Source organism: Streptomyces sp. NPDC003691, from assembly GCF_053981115.1.
In genome coordinates this window covers 15,869-33,174 of the sequence record NZ_JBSFNQ010000008.1, presented here as the reverse complement: position 1 = coordinate 33,174, position 17,306 = coordinate 15,869, and the positions used below count along the sequence as shown (strand labels likewise).

The window sequence follows — 17,306 nt, the reverse complement described above, 5'->3', positions numbered from 1 at the left end:
CACCCTGGCCCCCACGCGTCCCGTGCGCTTGGGTGGAGGCATGGACACCGACTCCGTACGCGATGCCGAATTGCCCGGACTCCTTCTCCGTACCGAACGGGACGCGCTGATCCCCCTGCTCCGCGCCCGCCCCGACGCCGATTTCGCGCTGCCCACCTGCTGCCCCGGGTGGACCGTCCGCCATATCGTCGCGCACTGCGCCGCCGTGCTGACCAGGGTCGTGGAGAGCCGGTTCGAGGAGGGCGTCTTCTCGCCCGAGGGCAACGAACGCGATATCGCCGCCCTCGCCGACCGCTCCGCCCAGGAGCTGGTGGACGCCCTGGAACGCGGCCTCACCGACGCCGGGCCCGTGATCGCGGCCGCCCGGCACGGAAAGCTGGACGCGATCGCGTTCGGCGAGTGGGTGCACGCCGGAGACCTGCGGGAGGCCTTCGGCGAGCCCGGGGCGTACGAGGGCGAGGGGCAGCCCCACGCCCTCGCGCTGCTCGCCGCCTACAGCCGGGCCCGGCGGACCGTACCGCTGCTGGCGGAGCTGGACGGGCACGGCGCGCCGCTGGTGCTGGGCGCCGACAGCCCCGAACCCGCCGTGTACAGGGGTCCGGCGGAGACGCTGATCAGGCTGGTCACCGGGCGTTCGACGGACGGGCGGCAGTACGGGCTGACCGGGGCGAAGGAAACGGAGCTGGCCTTCTTCACGTGACCGGCACCCTTCACGTGACCGGCACCGCCGCCCGGCTCCGACCTGCGGCGACACCGTTCCCGTATGGCGGAATCCGCCGGTGGGGCGACACTGGAAGGCGAGACAGACACACCCCCGGACCGGACCCCGGGTCCGGCCTCCCGGACCGGAGGCCCCGGAGCGGAGGGCCCCGGACCGTACCGGGGCGTCACGTCCTACGGAGGCCCCCATGGCCGGTTTGATCATTTTTGGACTCGTACTCGTCGGCATCCTCTGCGCCGCGATGTGGTGGGACGGACGCCGCCGGGCGGCCCTGGTCCCGCCGCGCCCCGACGAGCAGCCGAAGCAGCCCGAGCAGCGTGAGCATGTGGAGGAGGTCCGCGAGGCGGACGGCCCGGACTCCTTCCCCCACGACGGCGGCCGGCTGCTCCCCTACAACCTGCGGACCCACAGCAGTCACAGCACGGGCAAGGGGCGGGAGGACCGGCCGAAGCACGGGCCGAACGCCCACAGCGGATCCTTCGGCAGCGGCGGCCTCGGCGGCTGAACTCTCACCTGGACCTACACCTACACCTGCACCTATCCGGATACGGGGAGGGCCCGGACGCCTTGTCGGCGCCCGGGCCCTCCCCGTATCCCCTCTCCTGCCTCTCCTGTCTTTCCTGCCCGCTCAGGCCGCGGCCTTGAAGCCCCTCAGCCGCAGGCTGTTCCCGACCACGAAGACCGACGAGAACGCCATCGCCGCACCGGCGATCATCGGGCTCAGCAGCCCCATCGCGGCCAGCGGCAGCGCCGCCACGTTGTAGGCGAAGGCCCAGAAGAGGTTGGTGCGGATGGTGCCCAGCGTCCGGCGGGCCAGCCGGATCGCGTCGGCCGCCGCCCGCAGGTCGCCGCGGACCAGGGTCAGGTCGCTGGCCTCGATCGCCGCGTCCGTCCCCGTGCCCATCGCCAGCCCCAGATCGGCCTGGGCCAGCGCGGCGGCGTCGTTGACACCGTCGCCGACCATCGCCACGCTCCGGCCCTCGGCCTGGAGCCGCTTGACCACGTCGACCTTGTCCTCCGGCATGACCTCGGCGATCACCTCGTCGATGCCGACCTCGGCCGCCACCGCCTTCGCGACGGCCTCGTTGTCGCCGGTGAGCAGGATCGGGGTGAGCCCCAGGGCCCGCAGCTTGGTGATCGCTTCGGCGCTGGTCTCCTTCACCGCGTCGGCGACCTCCAGTACGGCCCGCGCCTCGCCGTCCCAGGCGACCGCGATGGCCGTCCGGCCCGACGTCTCCGCGGCGTCCTTCGCCCGCTTCAGCTCCTCGGGCAGCCGGATCTCCCACTCGGCCAGCAGCTTCTCGCGGCCGACCAGCACGGCGTGTCCGTCGACGATGCCCTGGACGCCGAGTCCGGGGATGTTGGCGAAGTCCTCCAGCGCCGGGAGCGTACCGACCTTCTCGACCGCGCCGACGGCGACGGCCTGGGCGATCGGGTGCTCCGAGGCGTTCTCCAGGGCGCCCGCCAGCTTCAGTACCTCGGTCTCGTCGGTCGAGTCCGCGGTGTGCACGGCCAGCAGGGTCATCTTGCCGGTGGTGACGGTTCCGGTCTTGTCCAGGACGACGGTGTCGACCTTGCGGGTGGTCTCCAGGACCTCGGGACCCTTGATCAGGATGCCGAGCTGGGCGCCGCGGCCCGTACCGACCATCAGCGCGGTCGGCGTGGCCAGGCCCAGGGCGCAGGGGCAGGCGATGATCAGTACGGCCACGGCCGCGGTGAACGCCGCCGCCCAGCCCTCGCCCAGCGCCAGCCAGGTGATCAGGGTGCCGATGGCCAGCAGGATCACGATCGGTACGAAGACCCCGGAGATCCGGTCGGCGAGCCGCTGGGCCGCGGCCTTGCCGGTCTGCGCGTCCTCGACCAGCTTGGCCATCCGGGCGAGCTGGGTGTCGGAACCGATCCGGGTGGCCTCGACGACCAGCCGGCCGCCCGCGTTCAGGGTGGCGCCGGTGACACCGTCGCCGGGGGCGACCTCGACGGGTACGGACTCACCGGTCAGCATGGACGCGTCCACGGCGGACGAACCCTCGATCACGATGCCGTCGGTGGCGATCTTCTCGCCGGGGCGGACCAGGAAGTGGTCCCCGACCTTCAGCTCGGCGGTCGGTACCCGGACCTCCTCGCCGTCCCGCAGGACGGTGACCTCCTTCGCGCCCAGCTCCATCAGGGCCCGCAGCGCGGCACCCGCCTTGCGCTTGGAACGGGCCTCGAAGTACCGGCCGGCCAGGATGAACGCGGTGACGCCCGCGGCGGCTTCCAGATAGATGTTGGAGGAGCCGTCACTGCGCTCGATGGTCAGTTCGAAGGGGTGGGTCATCCCCGGCATTCCGGCGTGGCCCCAGAAGAGCGCGTAGACGGACCAGAGGAAGGCGGCGATGGTGCCGACCGAGATCAGGGTGTCCATGGTGGCGGCGCCGTGGCGGGCGTTCTTCCAGGCGGCCCGGTGGAAGGGCCAGCCCGCGTAGACCACGACGGGGGCGGCGAGGGTGAGGGAGAGCCACTGCCAGTACTGGAACTGGAGCGCCGGGATCATCGCCATCGCGATCACCGGCACGGCGAGTACGACGGCCGTGATCAGCCGCTCGCGCAGCGTCTTCAGCTCCGGGTCGTCCTCCTCGCCGTCACCGTCGGCCGCGCCCTCCGCGGAACCGCCGGCGGGCGCCGCTTCCCGCTTCGGCTTCGGCGGGGCGGCGGTGTATCCGGTCGCCTCGACCGTGCCGATCAGATCCTGGACGGAGACCTCGTCGCTGAAGGTGACCTTCGCCTTCTCGGTGGCGTAGTTGACGGTCGCTTCCACGCCGTCCATGCGGTTGAGCTTCTTCTCGATCCGCGCCGCGCAGGAGGCGCACGTCATACCGCCGATCGCGAGTTCCACCTCTTGGGGGTGGGTGGCCGTGTGCGCCATGGTTCCTCTCCCTGTCCGGCACCTCGATACCCCTACAGGGTATCCCTTCTGGGTCTATGTATACCCCCCCTGGGTATCGAAACGCAAGTCTTGCGGGCCTGACCCGGTCTTTCTTCGGCCCTCGTCCGGTCTTCGTCCGGCCCTCGCACGGCCCTCGTCCGGTCTTCGCCCGGCTTCCTTGTCCTGGCCCGACCCGGCTTTTGTCCCGGACGGTGGCCGCCCGTCCCGCCCCCGCACCGCCTCCGGCCCCTGACAGCGGCCTCACCGCCCCCTGCCGGGCGGCTTTCGGTGCGCTGTCCGGATCGGCACACCTCACATCGTTCTCTCATCCGCCCGCTGATGCGCCCCGCCGGGCCGCGGACTAGGCTGAGGCATTGGACTAGACCTGTTATGGGTCCAGCTTTCACCGCCGTCACCAGGAGGATTGGGTCACATGAGCAACCGTGCGCTTCTGGAGGTGATCGCTCTGGACGCCGCGGACGCGGTCGCGGCCCAGTCCGGCGGAGCGGACCGGCTCGAACTGGTCACCGACATGGCGGCGGACGGGCTCACCCCGCCCCGGGAGACCTTCGCCCGGATCCGGGCCGCCGTCGATATCCCGCTACGGGTGATGCTCCGGCACGCCGACGGGTTCTCGGGCGGTACGCCGGAGGACGTGGACGCCCTGGTCGCGGCCGCCGCAGGGCTGCGCGAGGAGGGCGCCGACGAGTTCGTCCTCGGCTTCCTCGACAGTGAGGGCCGCCCGGACCTGGTCACCGTGGAACGGCTGCTCGCCGTGATCTCCGGCTGCTCCTGGACCTTCCACCGGGCGATCGACCGGGCTGCCGACCGGGACGCGCTGCGCAAGCAGCTCGCCGACCTGCCCGGCCTGGACACCTATCTCACCGCGGGGTCCGCGGCGGGTGTCGACGCCGGGCTCGACACTCTGGTCGCCGAGGCCGGCCGCCGGACCGAGCCGGGCTACGAACAGCGCCTCCTGGTCGGCGGCGGTCTCCGCCTCGACCACCTTCCGGCGCTGCGGGCCGCCGGACTCGACGGCTTCCACATCGGTGGCGCGGCCCGCCCCCACGGCTGGACGGGCCCGGTCAGCGCGGACGCGGTACGGGAGTGGCGTACGGCCGTGGACGCCTGACGCCGTTCGGCGGGCGCGGGTGCGGGTGCGGGTGCCGTCGGGCTCCCGGGCCCGGGCCCGCTTCCGCGCCCCCGCCCGCGGCGGCGCCCCGTACGGAACCCGGCCGTGCGATCGGCCGTGCGATCGGCCGTCGGCGGATACCGACGGCCGTCAGCGGCCGTCAGTGGACATCGACGGCTGTCAGCGGACGTCGACGAAGTCGCCGTACGTGGTGACGGGCGCGGACGTGGTGTCGCCGAGGTACCGCCAGCGCCAGTAGCCGTCCCCGGCCGCCTTCACCTTGGCGGTCACATTGCCGTAGCCGTCCGTGGGCACCCGCTTGACCAGCTGGTACGTGGTCGAGTTCGTCGCCCGGAACTCCAGCCGGACCTGCTTGCCCTTGATGCCCGCATAGCGGCCGCGGTCCCAGTCGGCGATCCGCAGCCCGCCCTTGACGGTGATCGTGTGCCCCTTGCGGACCGGCTCCGGGGTGGCGTTGACGGTGAGTGTCGCATTCCGGAAGAGGGCGAACCGGGCGGCCTGCGGGACCACCGTGGGCGTCTCCGGGTGGCTGTAGTTCCCGGCCGTGAGGGCCAGGTTCCACATGCCCGCGTGCTTGTTCTTCACCTGCTTGAAGTGGAGGGTCAGCGAGGTGACGCAGTCCTCCACCGGACCCCGGCAGCCCGGCATCTCCCCGGAGGGGAAGGAGATCTCGGGGCGGTCGAGCGACGGGCCGCGCCAGATCCGAGCGTGTACGCCGTTCGCTCCGACGGGCGCGTAGAGGACGAACGTCGTCCGGACCGCGGCTCTGCCGAGGCCGAGGACCACCGGCCGCTCCTGGTTCACCACGACATTGTCGAAGGAGGGAGCCGGAAGATGGTCGGCCTGCGCACTGGGCGCGGCGAGAGGGGACAGAAGGAGCGCGGCGGCGAGGGCGGCCGACGCCGGGGCCGAAGTGCGGATGCGCATGAGTGCCCGCTTCCCTGGGCGACCCCGGCTCTCCGGGGTCGGATTGCCGTTTCAGACAAGGGAGTTGGCGGAAAGGTTGCGCTCTCCGCTCCGGTGCGCGAACGGCCGCTCCCCGGCGGTACGAGCCCGGGAAGCGGCCGTGGTCGGCGCGGGTCAGCGCACGTCGACGAAGTCCGCCGCGGAGGTCTTGCCGGCGATCACCGGGGAGACGCCCGGGTAGACGTAGCGCCAGTAACCGTCGGTCGTGGCCTTGATGGTCGTCTTGACGTTGCCGGCCTTGTCGGTCTTCAGCGTCTTGACGCGGGTGTACTTGGTGGCGCCCTTCTTCATGAACTCCAGGTGCACGGTGTGGTTGCCGTAGCCGCTGTAGGTCCAGGCGTTCCAGTTGACGATCCGCAGGCTGCCGCTGACCGTCAGGATCTTGTTCTTCTTGACCGGCTCGGGCGTCGCGTTGGTGGTCAGCCGCGACTCACGGAGCAGGTTCACGCTGCCGGCCTTGACGTTCTCCGCGGTGGACTCCAGGTCACCGGCGAGCACGCCGACCGCGAGGTTCCACTTGCCCGCGCGGTTGTTCAGCATGTCGATGCTCGGCATGACCAGGAAGTCGGCGGTGCAGGTGGCCGTGGTCCCGGTGCAGTTCAGGATGCTGTCCGGCGGCACGAAGGGAGTGTTCTCGGTGTAGGTGGTGCCGTGCCACAGCTCCGAGTACGAGTCGAAGATGCCGGTGGGCGACGTCACCTTGTACGTCGCGCGCACCGCCTTGTTGCCGAGGCCGACGACGACCGGCTTGCCCCCGTTGACCACGACACTGCTGATGACCGGAATGTTCGACTTCGCGGAGCGGGCGGAGGTGCCGGTCTTGCCCGTGGTGTCGAACTTCTCGCCGAAGCGCGGCGCCGTGTCCCGGCGCGGGCTCTCGTCGGCCACGGCCGTCGGCGCGATGAGGCCGCCGATGGCCAGCGCGCCGGTGACGGCGGCGATGGTTGCACGTGTGCGCATGAATTCCCCAGTTTCGTTTCAGGGCGCGGGGCGGAGCGGGCGCGTCGCCGCGCACACGGCTCCGCCCACGGAGCCTGATGCTGTGTTCCGAGAGTAGGGACCCCCGAGTGATGTAGATGGTTGCAGCCAACCGAGCATCTGTGAACAGGTTTTACAGAGGAATTTGAAGCGAGTCGCCTTCACTGCGGTGGCGGTTCGCCGGCCGCCGGGGTATTTGCCCAGGTCGGAGCGGTCGGGCCGGGCTATCTACCCGGCCAACTGCCGTGGCAGCGGGCGCCGGTGAACAACGGACAGCCCCGATACGGCCCGGGTCAGCACCACGTACAGCCGCCGCAGACCGGTCCGCTCGTCCGGTTCCCCGTCGACGACCTCCGCCGGTTCGCCGAGGACCACGTAGTCGTACTCCAGTCCCTTCGCCAGCGAGGCGGGCGCCAGCGTGAGCCGGGACTCCGCCGTGGTCTCCTGCCCGGGCTCCAGATACGGCAGTCCGCCCGCGGTCAGCGCCGCCGCCAGCGCCGGGATCCGGCCGTCCGCGGCGATCAGGCCGACCGACCCCTCCCGCAGCAGCGCCGTACGGCAGGCGGCGACCACTGCCGCGTCCAGCCGGTCCAGCCGGTCCGGTCCACCCGCGCCCGCGGGGGCTTCCGGAACCTCCGCGCCCTCCGTAACCGCCGCGCCCTCCACTTCCCCTGCTTCCGCCGGGACCTCGTGGATGTCCAGCGACCCCGGCGACTCGCGCACCGACTCCACCTCCGCAAGCCCGGGGGACATATGGGGCAGCAGCCGGGAGGCGTACGCGATCACCTCGCGCGGCACCCGGAATCCCGCCGTCAGCTCCTCCACCAGCGCGTCCGGCTTCCCCAGATGCTCCAGCGCCTCCCGCCAGCTCCCCGTCGCCCACGGCGTCGTCCCCTGCGCCAGATCGCCCAGCACCGTCGCCGACCCGGTCGAACAGCGCCGCCCCACCGCCCGGTACTGCATCGGCGAGAGGTCCTGCGCCTCGTCGAGGACGACATGGCCGAGGGACGGCGTACGCTGCACCAGATCGGCCGCCTCGTCGATCAGTACGGCGTCCGCCGCCGACCACTTCGCCGACTTCACGCCCCGGGCGGGCTTCGCCCACAGCACCGCCCGCTGCTCCTCCGCACCGAGCAGCCCCTCCGCGTGGGCGGCGAGGAACTCCGGCTCCGAAAGCAGTCGCAGCACCAGCTTCGCCGGGTCTACCCGCGGCCAGATCGCCTTCACCGCGGCCTTGACCGCGGGATGGCGGGCCACCGCGTCCTGCACCCGGTCGTCGGGGGCCTCGCCCGACTCCTCCATCCGCACCAGCACCGCATGGGCGATCCGCTGCGGGAGGGCCTCGCCCGCCGCCCCGTAACGGATATCGCGCTCCTGGAGCTCGGTGACGATCTCCGCCAGTTCGTACGCCGGGATCCGCCAGCGCCGCGAACCGCGCTCGACGACGACGGGTTCGGCGGGCGGGGTGACATACGACCGCAGGGCCCGCCGCAGCACCCCGGCCATCCGGGCGTCGCCCTTCACCAGCGCCGCGGCCGGGGAGTCCATCGCCCGCACCTCGACCCGCGCGACCAGGTCGGCCACCGTCGCCTGGGCCACCTCCAGCTCACCGAGGGCGGGCAGCACCTGCTCGATGTAATGCAGGAAGGAGCGGTTGGGGCCGATCACCAGGGTGCCGGTCCTGGCCAGCCGCTCCCGGTGCGCGTACAGCAGATACGCCACCCGGTGCAGACCGACGGCCGTCTTCCCGGTCCCCGGGCCGCCCTGGACACAGACCGTGCCGCCCAGCCCGGAGCGGACGATCTCGTCCTGCTCGGGCTGGATGGTCGCGACGATGTCCCGCATCGGGCCCACGCGCGGCCGCTCGATCTCCGCCTGGAGCAGCCTGCTGGTGCGCGGCGCGGCGCCGGGAGCGTCCGCACTCCCCGCCGGGCCGTCGAGCCGCTCGTCCTCGTACGCCGTCAGCTCACCGCCCGTATAGCCGAAGCGGCGGCGCAGCCCGACCCCCAGCGGGGTGGTCCGGGACGCCTGGTAGAAGGGCTGCGACACCGGCGCCCGCCAGTCCAGCACCATCGGCTCGCCCGCCCCGTCGTGGACATGGCGGCGGCCGATATAGAAGTGGTGGCCCCCGTGCTCGCCGCCGGAGTAGTCCAGCCGCCCGAAGAAGAGCGGGGTGTGCGCCAGATCGGCCAGCTCCCTGATCCGCACCTCGGTCCGGGCCTCCAGCGCCTGCTTGTTCACCCAGTTCGCGGTCACGTCCGCGATGTCCAGCGCCTCCACCTCCTCCCGCATCGTCCTCAGGGCCGACCGCGAGGCGGCGAGATGCGCCCGCTCACGGGCGAGGGCGTCGTCACCGGACGGGGCGGGTGACCCCGAGGCGTACCCCGGCCCCGGAGGGGACACGGAATCCGGTACGGACGGGGGAACGGGCGCGGGCACGGCTGACCTCCGGAGGGCTGCGGCGGGCACGGCGGGAACGCCGCGTACGGACTGCTCTGCGGGCGTACGGCACCGGGACACGGGCGGAAGACGCCTGGTCGGGCCGGGTACGCAAGGAGCCGGCCGGTTTCCGTCCGGGCGGCGGCACTCCAAGGGCGGAGGCGGGCAGACGCGGCAGTCTAGTGCGCGCCCCGGCGGACGGCGAACCCTTTCCCCGGGGCCCGTCCCGCCCCGCCGCGAGGGCCCGGGCCCCGGAGGGCCGGTCGGGGGCGGATGCCCTTCAGGAGGATGAGGTTGAGCGACTGAAGTATGACGCCGGGCGGGCGGTTCTCCTCCCGAAGTGCCGGGCGCCCGGGAGAACCCTTATATCTGGAGTCGTAGTCGGAAGCGGTCCGGGTTCCAACGTGCGGCCGATGCGCTGACCTGCGCCGGAACCACATCATTGAACACATGACGACGACGACTCTCACCCCCACGGTCCAGCTCCCCGGCGCCCGCCGCGCCACGGCCGCCCCGGGCGCCGCGCACGCCGCGCACCGCACGGGTGGCGCGCTGCACGCGGTGAAGGTGTTCGCCGCCGCGCTCTTCAGCGTGACGGTCACGGGCGACTACGACGCGGAGGCGGCGGGCGTCCGCCGCCGCCGCTGACGGCCTGCCGCCGGGGCACCCGGCCAACCGCGAGCACACCCGGACGCGATCCCGTCCCCTGCCGCCCCGAACCCGGCCCCGAACCGACACCGAACCGGGTCCCGCCCCCCGAACTCGAACGCGGTCCCGACACCGCCCCCCGACCTGAGTACGCGTACCCAGATACCCAGGCCGTACCGGACGGACCCGTACTGAGCATCCCGGCGGAGGCGCACAGCCGCCCCGCCGCCTTGAATGACCGTATGACGACGACCCCGGACGGCACCGCGCACACCTGGCCCCCGCAGGGCCCGCCGCCGCCCCAGCAGGCGGAGGCCGGCGCGGGCGCGCTGCGGGTGATCGCGGGCATCGGACTCTTCCTGGCCCTCGGCGCCCTGGCGTTCTCGGGCCTGCTGGCCCTGATCGACGCCTACGAGACCGACGGCCGCGCCGGAGGCCTGGTCGGCGCCGGGCTGCTGGTCCTGCTCCCGGCGGGCCTCTCCGGACTCTTTGCCGCGGCCGTACCGCGCGACGGTATGACGAACCGCGCCCGCGGCCGGCTCGTGGCGCTCCAGTACGCGCTGATCCTTCTGTCACCGGTCCTGGTCGCGGCCGACGGCTGACCCGGCGCGCCCGCCGGACCACCCCCCGCGGCGGCCCGGCCCGTACGCGCCGGGACCCTGGGCGCCCGGCCCGTACGCACCCGGCGCGCCCTGCCGTCGCGCGCCGCCGCCCACCCCGCTCCGAGGCCGGCCCGCCCCTCTGTCAGCCCGCCCCACCGCCGCTCAGCAGTTCGTCCGCGTCCACGATGCGGTACGCGTACCCCTGCTCGGCCAGGAAGCGCTGGCGGTGCGCCGCGAAGTCCTGGTCGATGGTGTCGCGGGCGACGACCGAGTAGAACCGGGCCTCGTGACCGTCGGCCTTGGGCCGCAGCACCCGGCCCAGCCGCTGGGCCTCCTCCTGGCGCGAGCCGAAGGTGCCCGACACCTGGATGGCGACCGTGGCCTCCGGCAGGTCGATGGAGAAGTTCGCCACCTTCGACACCACCAGCACCGAGATCTCGCCCTGCCGGAAGGCGTCGAAGAGCTTCTCCCGCTGGGCGTTCGACGTCTCGCCCTTGATGACCGGGGCGTCCAGATGCTCACCCAGCTCGTCCAGCTGGTCGATGTACTGCCCGATGACCAGGGTCTGCTCCCCGCGGTGCTTGGCGACCAGCGCCTCCGTCACCTTCCGTTTGGTCGCGGTGGTGGCACAGAAGCGGTACTTCTCCTCCGTCTCGGCGGTGGCGTAGGCAAGCCGCTCCGAGTCCGTCAGATTGACCCGTACCTCGACACAGTCCGCCGGGGCGATATAGCCCTGGGCCTCGATCTCCTTCCACGGCGCGTCGAACCGCTTCGGCCCGATCAGCGAGAAGACGTCGGACTCGCGGCCGTCCTCCCGGACCAGGGTCGCCGTCAGCCCGAGCCGCCGCCGGGCCTGGAGGTCGGCGGTGAACTTGAAGACGGGCGCGGGCAGCAGATGCACCTCGTCGTAGAGGATCAGGCCCCAGTCCCGGGAGTCGAACAGCTCCAGATGGGGGTAGATGCCCTTCCGCTTGGTCGTCAGCACCTGGTAGGTGGCGATGGTGACCGGGCGGATCTCCTTCCTCGTCCCGCTGTACTCGCCGATCTCGTCCTCGGTGAGAGAGGTCCGCTTCACCAGCTCGTGCTTCCACTGCCGGGCGGAGACGGTGTTGGTGACCAGGATCAGCGTGGTCGCCTTCGCCCGGGCCATCGCCCCGGCGCCCACCAGCGTCTTGCCCGCGCCGCACGGCAGCACCACGACACCCGAACCGCCGTGCCAGAACCCCTCGACGGCCTGCTGCTGGTACGGCCGCAGCGCCCAGCCCGTCTCGTCCAGTTCGATCGGATGCGCCTCGCCGTCCACATACCCGGCGAGGTCCTCGGCCGGCCAGCCCAGCTTCAGCAGCGTCTGCTTGATCTGACCGCGCTCCGACGGGTGCACCGCGACCGTGTCGGCGTCGATCCGGGCACCCACCAGCGGCTGCACCTTCTTCGACCGCAGGATCTCCTCCAGCACCGGCCGGTCGGTGCTGGTCAGCACCAGCCCGTGCACCGGATGCTTGCTGAGGGTGAGCCGCCCGTAGCGGGCCATGGTCTCGGCCACATCCACCAGCAGCGCGTGCGGCACCGGATACCGGCTGTACTCGACGAGCGCGTCGACGACCTGCTCGGCGTCGTGCCCGGCGGCCCGGGCGTTCCACAGCCCGAGCGGGGTGATGCGATAGGTATGGATGTGCTCCGGCGCGCGCTCCAGCTCGGCGAAGGGCGCTATGGCACGACGGCAGGCGTCGGCCCGCTCGTGGTCGACCTCCAGCAGGAGGGTCTTGTCGCTCTGGACGATGAGTGGGCCATTCACCTGGGGTGCGTTCCTTCCGGCAGACGGCATCCGAGACCCGGGCAGCCAAACTTCCAGTCTGCCGTATCCGCGGGCGGGCGATGTGGTGTCCGGCCCGGGCGCGTGCAGTGGCTGGAAGTGTACGGAGAGTGCCACCCGGTCAGGTGAAGACGCTAGCCGTTGCGGCTACACGCTTGTATCGTCGATTTTCGGCGAGGAGAGCCGTCAAACAGCATGTGTGAACGCTTAAGGAGGTTGCCATGTTGTTGCGGTTCCAGGTGACCAATCATGCGTCGCTCCGCGACGAGCAGGAGCTTTCGCTGATCGCGTCCGACCGCCACCCGGACCGGGCCGAGTGCGCCCTCGCCCGGGGCGACCACCACGTGGTCCCCGTCGCGGCGATCTACGGGACGAACGCGTCCGGCAAATCCAATGTGATCGACGCCGTCCGGTGGATGCGCAGGGCGGTGCTCTCGTCGTTCCGGCACTGGGATCCCGGTGGCGGCATTCCCCGGCGGCCTTTCGCGCTGCGGCCGGACGCGACGGCCTGGCCGACGTCCTTCACCATGGACTTCGCCCTGGACGGCGTACGGCACGAGTACGGCTTCTCCGTCGACGACGACCGGGTGACCGAGGAGTGGCTCAACTACTACCCGGAGCGCAAGGCGAACCGGCTCTTCGAGCGGAAGGGCGAGGACTTCGTCTTCGGCCGTTCCCTCACGGGTGAGAAGAAGATCATTGCCAAGCTCATCCGCCCCAACAGCCTCTATCTCTCCGTGGCCGCGGCCCAGGGGCACCCTCAGCTCGGCGAGGTGTACCAGTGGTTCCGGTCGGGGCTGCGGCTCGCCACCGACGGGAACTTCCGGAGCCGACTCGACCACACCTTCCAGCTCCTGCTCCGCGACCGGGAGCAGCCCGAGCCGGGGCCGGTCGCCCAGCTCCTGTCCGTCGCCGATCTCGGGGTTTCGGGACTGGAAGTTCTGGAACCGGACGAGAGCTTCGTGGAGGAGCACCGGCGTATCACCGAGGCGATGCGGGGTGTGCTCGGCGAGCGCGTACGGGTGGAGGCTCCGCCCCGCCCGGTGAGTGTCGAGCACCGCACCGACGAAGGGGTGTTCCCGCTCGACCTCCTGGACGAGTCCAGCGGCACCCGTACGTGGATCGGGATGATGGGGCCCGTGATCACCTCACTGGCCCAGGGCGCGGTGCTGTGCGTGGACGAACTCGACGCCCGTCTCCACCCGTACCTCGTGGACACCCTCGTGGGAATGTTCCAGTCGCCCGAGGTCAACCGGAAGGGCGCCCAACTGATCTTCAGTACCCATGAGGCGTCGCTCCTGGGCAGGAACGCGCGTACCGAGCTTCGCCGGGACCAGGTCTGGTTCACGGAGAAGGACCCCGTCACCCTGGCCACCCGGCTCTTCCCGCTGACGGAGTTCCATGTGCGCGAGACCGGGGAGAACACCGAGAAGCGGTATCTGGCCGGGCGGTACGGAGCGGTTCCGTACCTCGACGACGATGCGATCCGCGAGATTGCCGGGGCAGTCGGGGGGACTTAGATGGGGCGCCGGGGGAAGCCGTTACAGCGGCCCGCCAGCTGGCGGGAGGAACAGCGCAGATTCCTGATCTACTGCGAAGGCGAATGCACCGAGGTCCAGTACTTCAAGGGCCTGCGGCAGGAGCTGAAGTCGCTGCCGGTGACCATCTGCATCGGGGGCGACCACGGGGAACCGAAATCCCTGGTCCGGTCGGCGATCAGACACAAGGACAGGGCCCCCGGGTCGGCGGCCGACAGGAGAACTCCGTACGACGAAGTGTGGTGCGTCGTGGACGTCGAGGCTCCGCGTCCGCACCCGTCGTTCGACGAGGCCGTCTCACTCGCCCGGAAGGCCGATGTGAAGCTGGCCGTATCCAACCCCTGCTTCGAACTCTGGCTGCTTCTGCACCTCAAGGACGTCTCGGGACACCACACGTCGGCCGGTGCCCAGGCAGCGCTGGAGAAGGCCGCCGACTGGGGCTACACGACCGGGCGGAAACATCTGGACTACCCGCAGCTCTGCGGTCCGGACAGGGCCCGGTACGACCGGGCCAAGCAGCGGGCCGAGGCCATGCGCAGCAGAAGCTCCCCGGGCCACCGGACCAACCCGTGGACGGATGTGGACATACTCGTGGAGCTGCTGCGAAAGGGCCGGATCCGCCCGTGAGCGGCTGGCGCGGGCGTCAGTCGTCCGCCAGCTCCGCCACGCCCGTGATCCGGTGGAGCGGATAGGTGCGGACCTCGTCGGCCGTGTGGTCGAAGCCGGTGACGAAGCCGCCCTCGACCCGGACCGGGGCGATCACCCGCTGGCTGGCCGTGCCCTCCGCGTTGACATAGCCGATCCACACGGCGGAGCCCGTCATCACGGCGGCCTGCACGGTGGCCAGGGTTTCGGCGGCGGTGGTACGCGGCGGCTCGCCGGCCGTGCCCGGGGCGCGGGTGCCGGACGCGGACGCCGGTGGCCGGGTGGCGACCGTCGCGGCCAGATCACCCGCCCGGATCGCCCGTACCGCGGCGCCCAGCAGGGTGGCGTCCGGGACCGGCGGGCCCTCGGGCTGGGGGGCCGGGGGAGTGCGCGGCGGGGTGCGGCGGGCGTGGGCGCGGGCGATCAGTACGTCGCCTTCGGCGGACTCCGCGGCCGGGGCGTAGCCCATCGACCGCAGCCCGGCCAGCAGGGGCGTCGGGTCGGCGAGCGAGGCGACGACGGTCGGTGCCAGCCGGCGCAGCTTCAGCCCGGCGGACCGCTTGTCGGCCAGGATCTCGTCGAGGACCGATTCGTCGTCGCAGCGGAGGTACGAGGACGCCGCGCCGACCCGCAGGTGGCCATGGCGGCGCGCGACATCGTCGACGAGATAGCTCAGCGGCTGCGGGACCGGGGTCCTGGAGTGCGTGGCCAGGAAGGTGTGCAGCTCGGAGGCGGTCCGCCCGGCGTCCAGGGCCCGCCGTACCGATCCGGGGGTGAAGCGGTAGACGGTCGCGCCGCCCTTCGACTCGACGTCGGCGAGTACGGCGAGGGTCTCGGCGAGCGGCCGCCGCAGGGGGCCGGGGGCGACGGCGGTGAGATCCGCCTGGAGGAGGACGTGGTCGAGGGGCTCGGGCAGCAGTGGGGCGAGCGCGTCGGCGGCTTCCCGCAGCCGCCGCTCCGCTCCCGCGCACCCGTTCGGGCGGGCGTCGGCGCCGGTGCCGGTGCCGTGCGTGCTGGTGCCGTGCGTGCCGGTGGCGTCGGCGCCGGTGGGGCGCGGTGTGCCGGACCGGGTGGACCGGGTGGACCGGGTGGACCCCGGGCCCGTACCGCCGGACACGTCCGCCGCCGTTCGGGTGGACCCCGGGCCCGTACCGCCGGATACCTCCTCCGCCGGACCGCCCGCCGGGCTCGTCCCGCCGGGGCCCAGCAGCGCGCGGCCGTGGGTGGAGAGGGCGCCGCGGCCGGTGATGCCGAGGTACTCCGCCTCGGCGAGGGTCCAGACCGCGATCCTGCTCCGCAGGTCGGTCGCGGGGGCCTCGGGCGCACCACCCGCCCCACCGGTCGCGGGGGTGGCTCCGTACGAGGCGCCCTCGGGCCCCCGCAGCGGCCGCTCCCAGCGCAGCCGGGCCAGCAGGCTCTCCGGGGTGGGCGCCGTCGCGGGCGGCAGTTCGCCGATGAGCGTGAGCACCCGGCGGCGTACCTCCGGCGCGGCGGACCGGTCGAGACCCGGCCCCAGGGCGGAGAGCGCCCGCCCCTTGCCGTCGAGGGAGCCGACGAGCCCGGCGGTCCGGGTCGCCGTCAGCCAGGCGCCCGCCAGCCGTGCCCAGCGTTCGGGGGCGGGCAGCTCCAGCCAGGTGTCGTAGGCGGGGGTGGGGGCGTACGCCTCGTCCGCCTCGCCGTCCGAGGCCAGCAGGCCCGCCGTGTACGCCAGCTCCACCCAGAACGCGGCCGTCGGCTCGTCGGTGTCCAGCGCGACCGCCGCACGCTTGAGGTCGCGTACGGAGAGCCCGCCCGCGCGCAGCACCTGCGGTCCGCCCTCGTGCCAGTCCTGGAGCAGGTCCTCGACGGTCGACAGCGCGGTGAGCGCCTGCCCGGCCGCGGCGCCGTCCACAACCTGTGGACGGGCGGCGAGCACCGACGCCGCGGCCACCGGAAGCGGCGGCCGCGGTTCCGGTACGCGATGGGCCCGGCCCGCCCGCAGGTGCAGCGCGGCCTCCCGCGGCAGGACGACCGTGCGCGGTGAGGCGGGAAGCAGCAGTCCGCGGTCCCGCAGCCAGCGCACCGGCGGCGCGGGGTCGGCGGTGACCTCCCCGTAGGGCGGCCCCCAGACCAGCCGGTCCAGTACGGCGGATGCCTCCGGCGGCGCCGTGTCCAGCAGCGCGGACATCCGCCGCCGGTCGGTGAAGAGCCCCGTCAGTGCTGCCACGGCCGACACCGGGTCGTGCGTGGACGGCAGCCCCACGGCCGCCACGATCTCCTGGATCCGGCCGGGCGACATTCCGGCCGTGGCCTCCGCCACCGTCGGGCCGAGGCCGGTCGGGGAGGGCCGGGCGGGTGACGGCGCCAGCAGTTCGCGCGCCGTACGGACCAGCCGCAGCCGGTCGTCGTCGCCCCACACCAGGGCCCGGGTCCGCAGCGCGGCCAGCGCCCCCGGCAGGGCCGCCGCGACGTCCGACCGGGTGCCGCCCCCGCCACCGCCGTCCCCGCCGCCGTGGCTGTCGTCGTCGATGCCGTCGTCGCCGGTCAGCAGGGCCAGCAGGGTGTCGTACGGGGCCGGATCCGGGGCCACCGCCAGTGCCTCCGCGGTCTGGAGGGTGAACCGGTCCAGCCGCTCCAGCGCCCGGACGACGGACGCCCGGGTACCCGCGCGGGTGGCGAGCTGCGTCAGATCGCCCGGCACCGGGTTCAGCAGGTCGGGGCGGGCCCGCAGCAGCGCGGCCAGCAGGTCGTCACCCCCGGCGCGCAGCGATTCGGCCAGCGTACGCGGCCCGCCGCGCGCCGGTTCGTCCCGTGCCGCGCCGCGCGACACGGGGTGGCTCGGTCCGTCCTGGTGCGCGCCGCGCGGTTCTTCGGGCTTCGTCCCCATCCGCCCCACGGTAGTCGCTGACGTCCCCGCGC

Annotated in this window: 13 protein-coding genes; 7 read left to right on the top strand and 6 right to left on the bottom strand. The window is 72.6% G+C overall.

The features are described from left to right. The first annotated feature begins 40 nt into the window (after nt 1–40). Both ACWDR0_RS06020 and ACWDR0_RS06015 read left to right on the top strand, forming a co-directional pair. Nucleotides 41–700, top strand: coding sequence for a maleylpyruvate isomerase family mycothiol-dependent enzyme (locus tag ACWDR0_RS06020; protein ID WP_456350417.1), 660 nt, complete (start codon nt 41–43; stop codon nt 698–700). A gap of 208 nt (nt 701–908) precedes the next feature. Beyond that, complete coding sequence (locus ACWDR0_RS06015) at nt 909–1,226, top strand: DUF6479 family protein (RefSeq protein WP_456350416.1); 318 nt, start codon at nt 909–911, stop codon at nt 1,224–1,226. 123 nt (nt 1,227–1,349) lie between these two features. Here ACWDR0_RS06015 and ACWDR0_RS06010 read toward each other — a convergent pair whose 3' ends face one another. Further along, nucleotides 1,350–3,626: a heavy metal translocating P-type ATPase gene (locus ACWDR0_RS06010; protein WP_456350415.1), complete on the bottom strand. Its 2,277-nt coding sequence runs from the start codon at nt 3,624–3,626 to the stop codon at nt 1,350–1,352. A 433-nt stretch (nt 3,627–4,059) separates the two neighbouring features. Between ACWDR0_RS06010 and ACWDR0_RS06005 the strand changes: the two genes are divergently transcribed. Further along, complete coding sequence (locus ACWDR0_RS06005) at nt 4,060–4,758, top strand: copper homeostasis protein CutC (protein ID WP_456350414.1); 699 nt, start codon at nt 4,060–4,062, stop codon at nt 4,756–4,758. A gap of 180 nt (nt 4,759–4,938) precedes the next feature. On the opposite strand, the gene ACWDR0_RS06000 is transcribed toward ACWDR0_RS06005, so the two are convergent. From ACWDR0_RS06000 to ACWDR0_RS05990, 3 genes are all read right to left on the bottom strand, one after another. Next, the gene (locus ACWDR0_RS06000; protein ID WP_456350413.1) at nt 4,939–5,706 is read right to left on the bottom strand and encodes a hypothetical protein; all 768 of its coding nucleotides are present in this window, start codon (nt 5,704–5,706) and stop codon (nt 4,939–4,941) included. Nucleotides 5,707–5,859: 153 nt separating this feature from the next. Beyond that, nucleotides 5,860–6,705, bottom strand: a complete 846-nt coding sequence (locus ACWDR0_RS05995) for a calcium-binding protein (RefSeq protein WP_456350412.1) — start codon at nt 6,703–6,705, stop codon at nt 5,860–5,862. Between the two features lie 246 nt (nt 6,706–6,951). Continuing rightward, entirely contained in the window at nt 6,952–9,015 is a 2,064-nt protein-coding gene (locus ACWDR0_RS05990) for a HelD family protein (protein ID WP_456350518.1), read from the bottom strand. 597 nt (nt 9,016–9,612) lie between these two features. On the opposite strand from ACWDR0_RS05990, the gene ACWDR0_RS05985 reads away from it, so the two are divergent. Together ACWDR0_RS05985 and ACWDR0_RS05980 are read left to right on the top strand one after the other, a co-directional pair. Beyond that, nucleotides 9,613–9,810 carry a hypothetical protein gene (locus ACWDR0_RS05985; protein WP_456350411.1) on the top strand — a complete coding sequence of 66 codons (198 nt, stop codon included), beginning with the start codon at nt 9,613–9,615 and terminating at the stop codon, nt 9,808–9,810. Between the two features lie 242 nt (nt 9,811–10,052). Beyond that, nucleotides 10,053–10,412 (top strand): hypothetical protein, encoded by a 360-nt coding sequence (locus ACWDR0_RS05980; RefSeq protein ID WP_456350410.1) that lies wholly within the window; start codon nt 10,053–10,055, stop codon nt 10,410–10,412. A gap of 142 nt (nt 10,413–10,554) precedes the next feature. On the opposite strand, the gene ACWDR0_RS05975 is transcribed toward ACWDR0_RS05980, so the two are convergent. Continuing rightward, nucleotides 10,555–12,207 carry a DNA repair helicase XPB gene (locus tag ACWDR0_RS05975; protein ID WP_456350409.1) on the bottom strand — a complete coding sequence of 551 codons (1,653 nt, stop codon included), beginning with the start codon at nt 12,205–12,207 and terminating at the stop codon, nt 10,555–10,557. A 239-nt stretch (nt 12,208–12,446) separates the two neighbouring features. Here ACWDR0_RS05975 and ACWDR0_RS05970 point away from each other — a divergent pair, with 239 nt between their 5' ends. Both ACWDR0_RS05970 and ACWDR0_RS05965 read left to right on the top strand, forming a co-directional pair. Then, nucleotides 12,447–13,745 carry an AAA family ATPase gene (locus tag ACWDR0_RS05970; RefSeq protein ID WP_456350408.1) on the top strand — a complete coding sequence of 433 codons (1,299 nt, stop codon included), beginning with the start codon at nt 12,447–12,449 and terminating at the stop codon, nt 13,743–13,745. After that, nucleotides 13,746–14,390, top strand: coding sequence for an RloB family protein (locus tag ACWDR0_RS05965; protein ID WP_456350407.1), 645 nt, complete (start codon nt 13,746–13,748; stop codon nt 14,388–14,390). A gap of 16 nt (nt 14,391–14,406) precedes the next feature. On the opposite strand, the gene ACWDR0_RS05960 is transcribed toward ACWDR0_RS05965, so the two are convergent. Beyond that, a complete protein-coding gene (locus ACWDR0_RS05960) occupies nt 14,407–17,274 on the bottom strand; it encodes a helicase-associated domain-containing protein (RefSeq protein ID WP_456350406.1) in 2,868 nt (955 codons plus the stop codon). Between the last annotated feature and the right edge of the window lie 32 nt (nt 17,275–17,306).

Coding starts and splice junctions, on each gene's coding strand:
- ACWDR0_RS06020 (WP_456350417.1), top strand. CDS start 41: ATGGACACCGACTCCGTACGCGATGCCGAATTGCCCGGACTCCTTCTC.
- ACWDR0_RS06015 (WP_456350416.1), top strand. CDS start 909: ATGGCCGGTTTGATCATTTTTGGACTCGTACTCGTCGGCATCCTCTGC.
- ACWDR0_RS06010 (WP_456350415.1), bottom strand. CDS start 3,626: ATGGCGCACACGGCCACCCACCCCCAAGAGGTGGAACTCGCGATCGGC.
- ACWDR0_RS06005 (WP_456350414.1), top strand. CDS start 4,060: ATGAGCAACCGTGCGCTTCTGGAGGTGATCGCTCTGGACGCCGCGGAC.
- ACWDR0_RS06000 (WP_456350413.1), bottom strand. CDS start 5,706: ATGCGCATCCGCACTTCGGCCCCGGCGTCGGCCGCCCTCGCCGCCGCG.
- ACWDR0_RS05995 (WP_456350412.1), bottom strand. CDS start 6,705: ATGCGCACACGTGCAACCATCGCCGCCGTCACCGGCGCGCTGGCCATC.
- ACWDR0_RS05990 (WP_456350518.1), bottom strand. CDS start 9,015: ATGCGGGAGGAGGTGGAGGCGCTGGACATCGCGGACGTGACCGCGAAC.
- ACWDR0_RS05985 (WP_456350411.1), top strand. CDS start 9,613: ATGACGACGACGACTCTCACCCCCACGGTCCAGCTCCCCGGCGCCCGC.
- ACWDR0_RS05980 (WP_456350410.1), top strand. CDS start 10,053: ATGACGACGACCCCGGACGGCACCGCGCACACCTGGCCCCCGCAGGGC.
- ACWDR0_RS05970 (WP_456350408.1), top strand. CDS start 12,447: ATGTTGTTGCGGTTCCAGGTGACCAATCATGCGTCGCTCCGCGACGAG.
- ACWDR0_RS05965 (WP_456350407.1), top strand. CDS start 13,746: ATGGGGCGCCGGGGGAAGCCGTTACAGCGGCCCGCCAGCTGGCGGGAG.
- ACWDR0_RS05960 (WP_456350406.1), bottom strand. CDS start 17,274: ATGGGGACGAAGCCCGAAGAACCGCGCGGCGCGCACCAGGACGGACCG.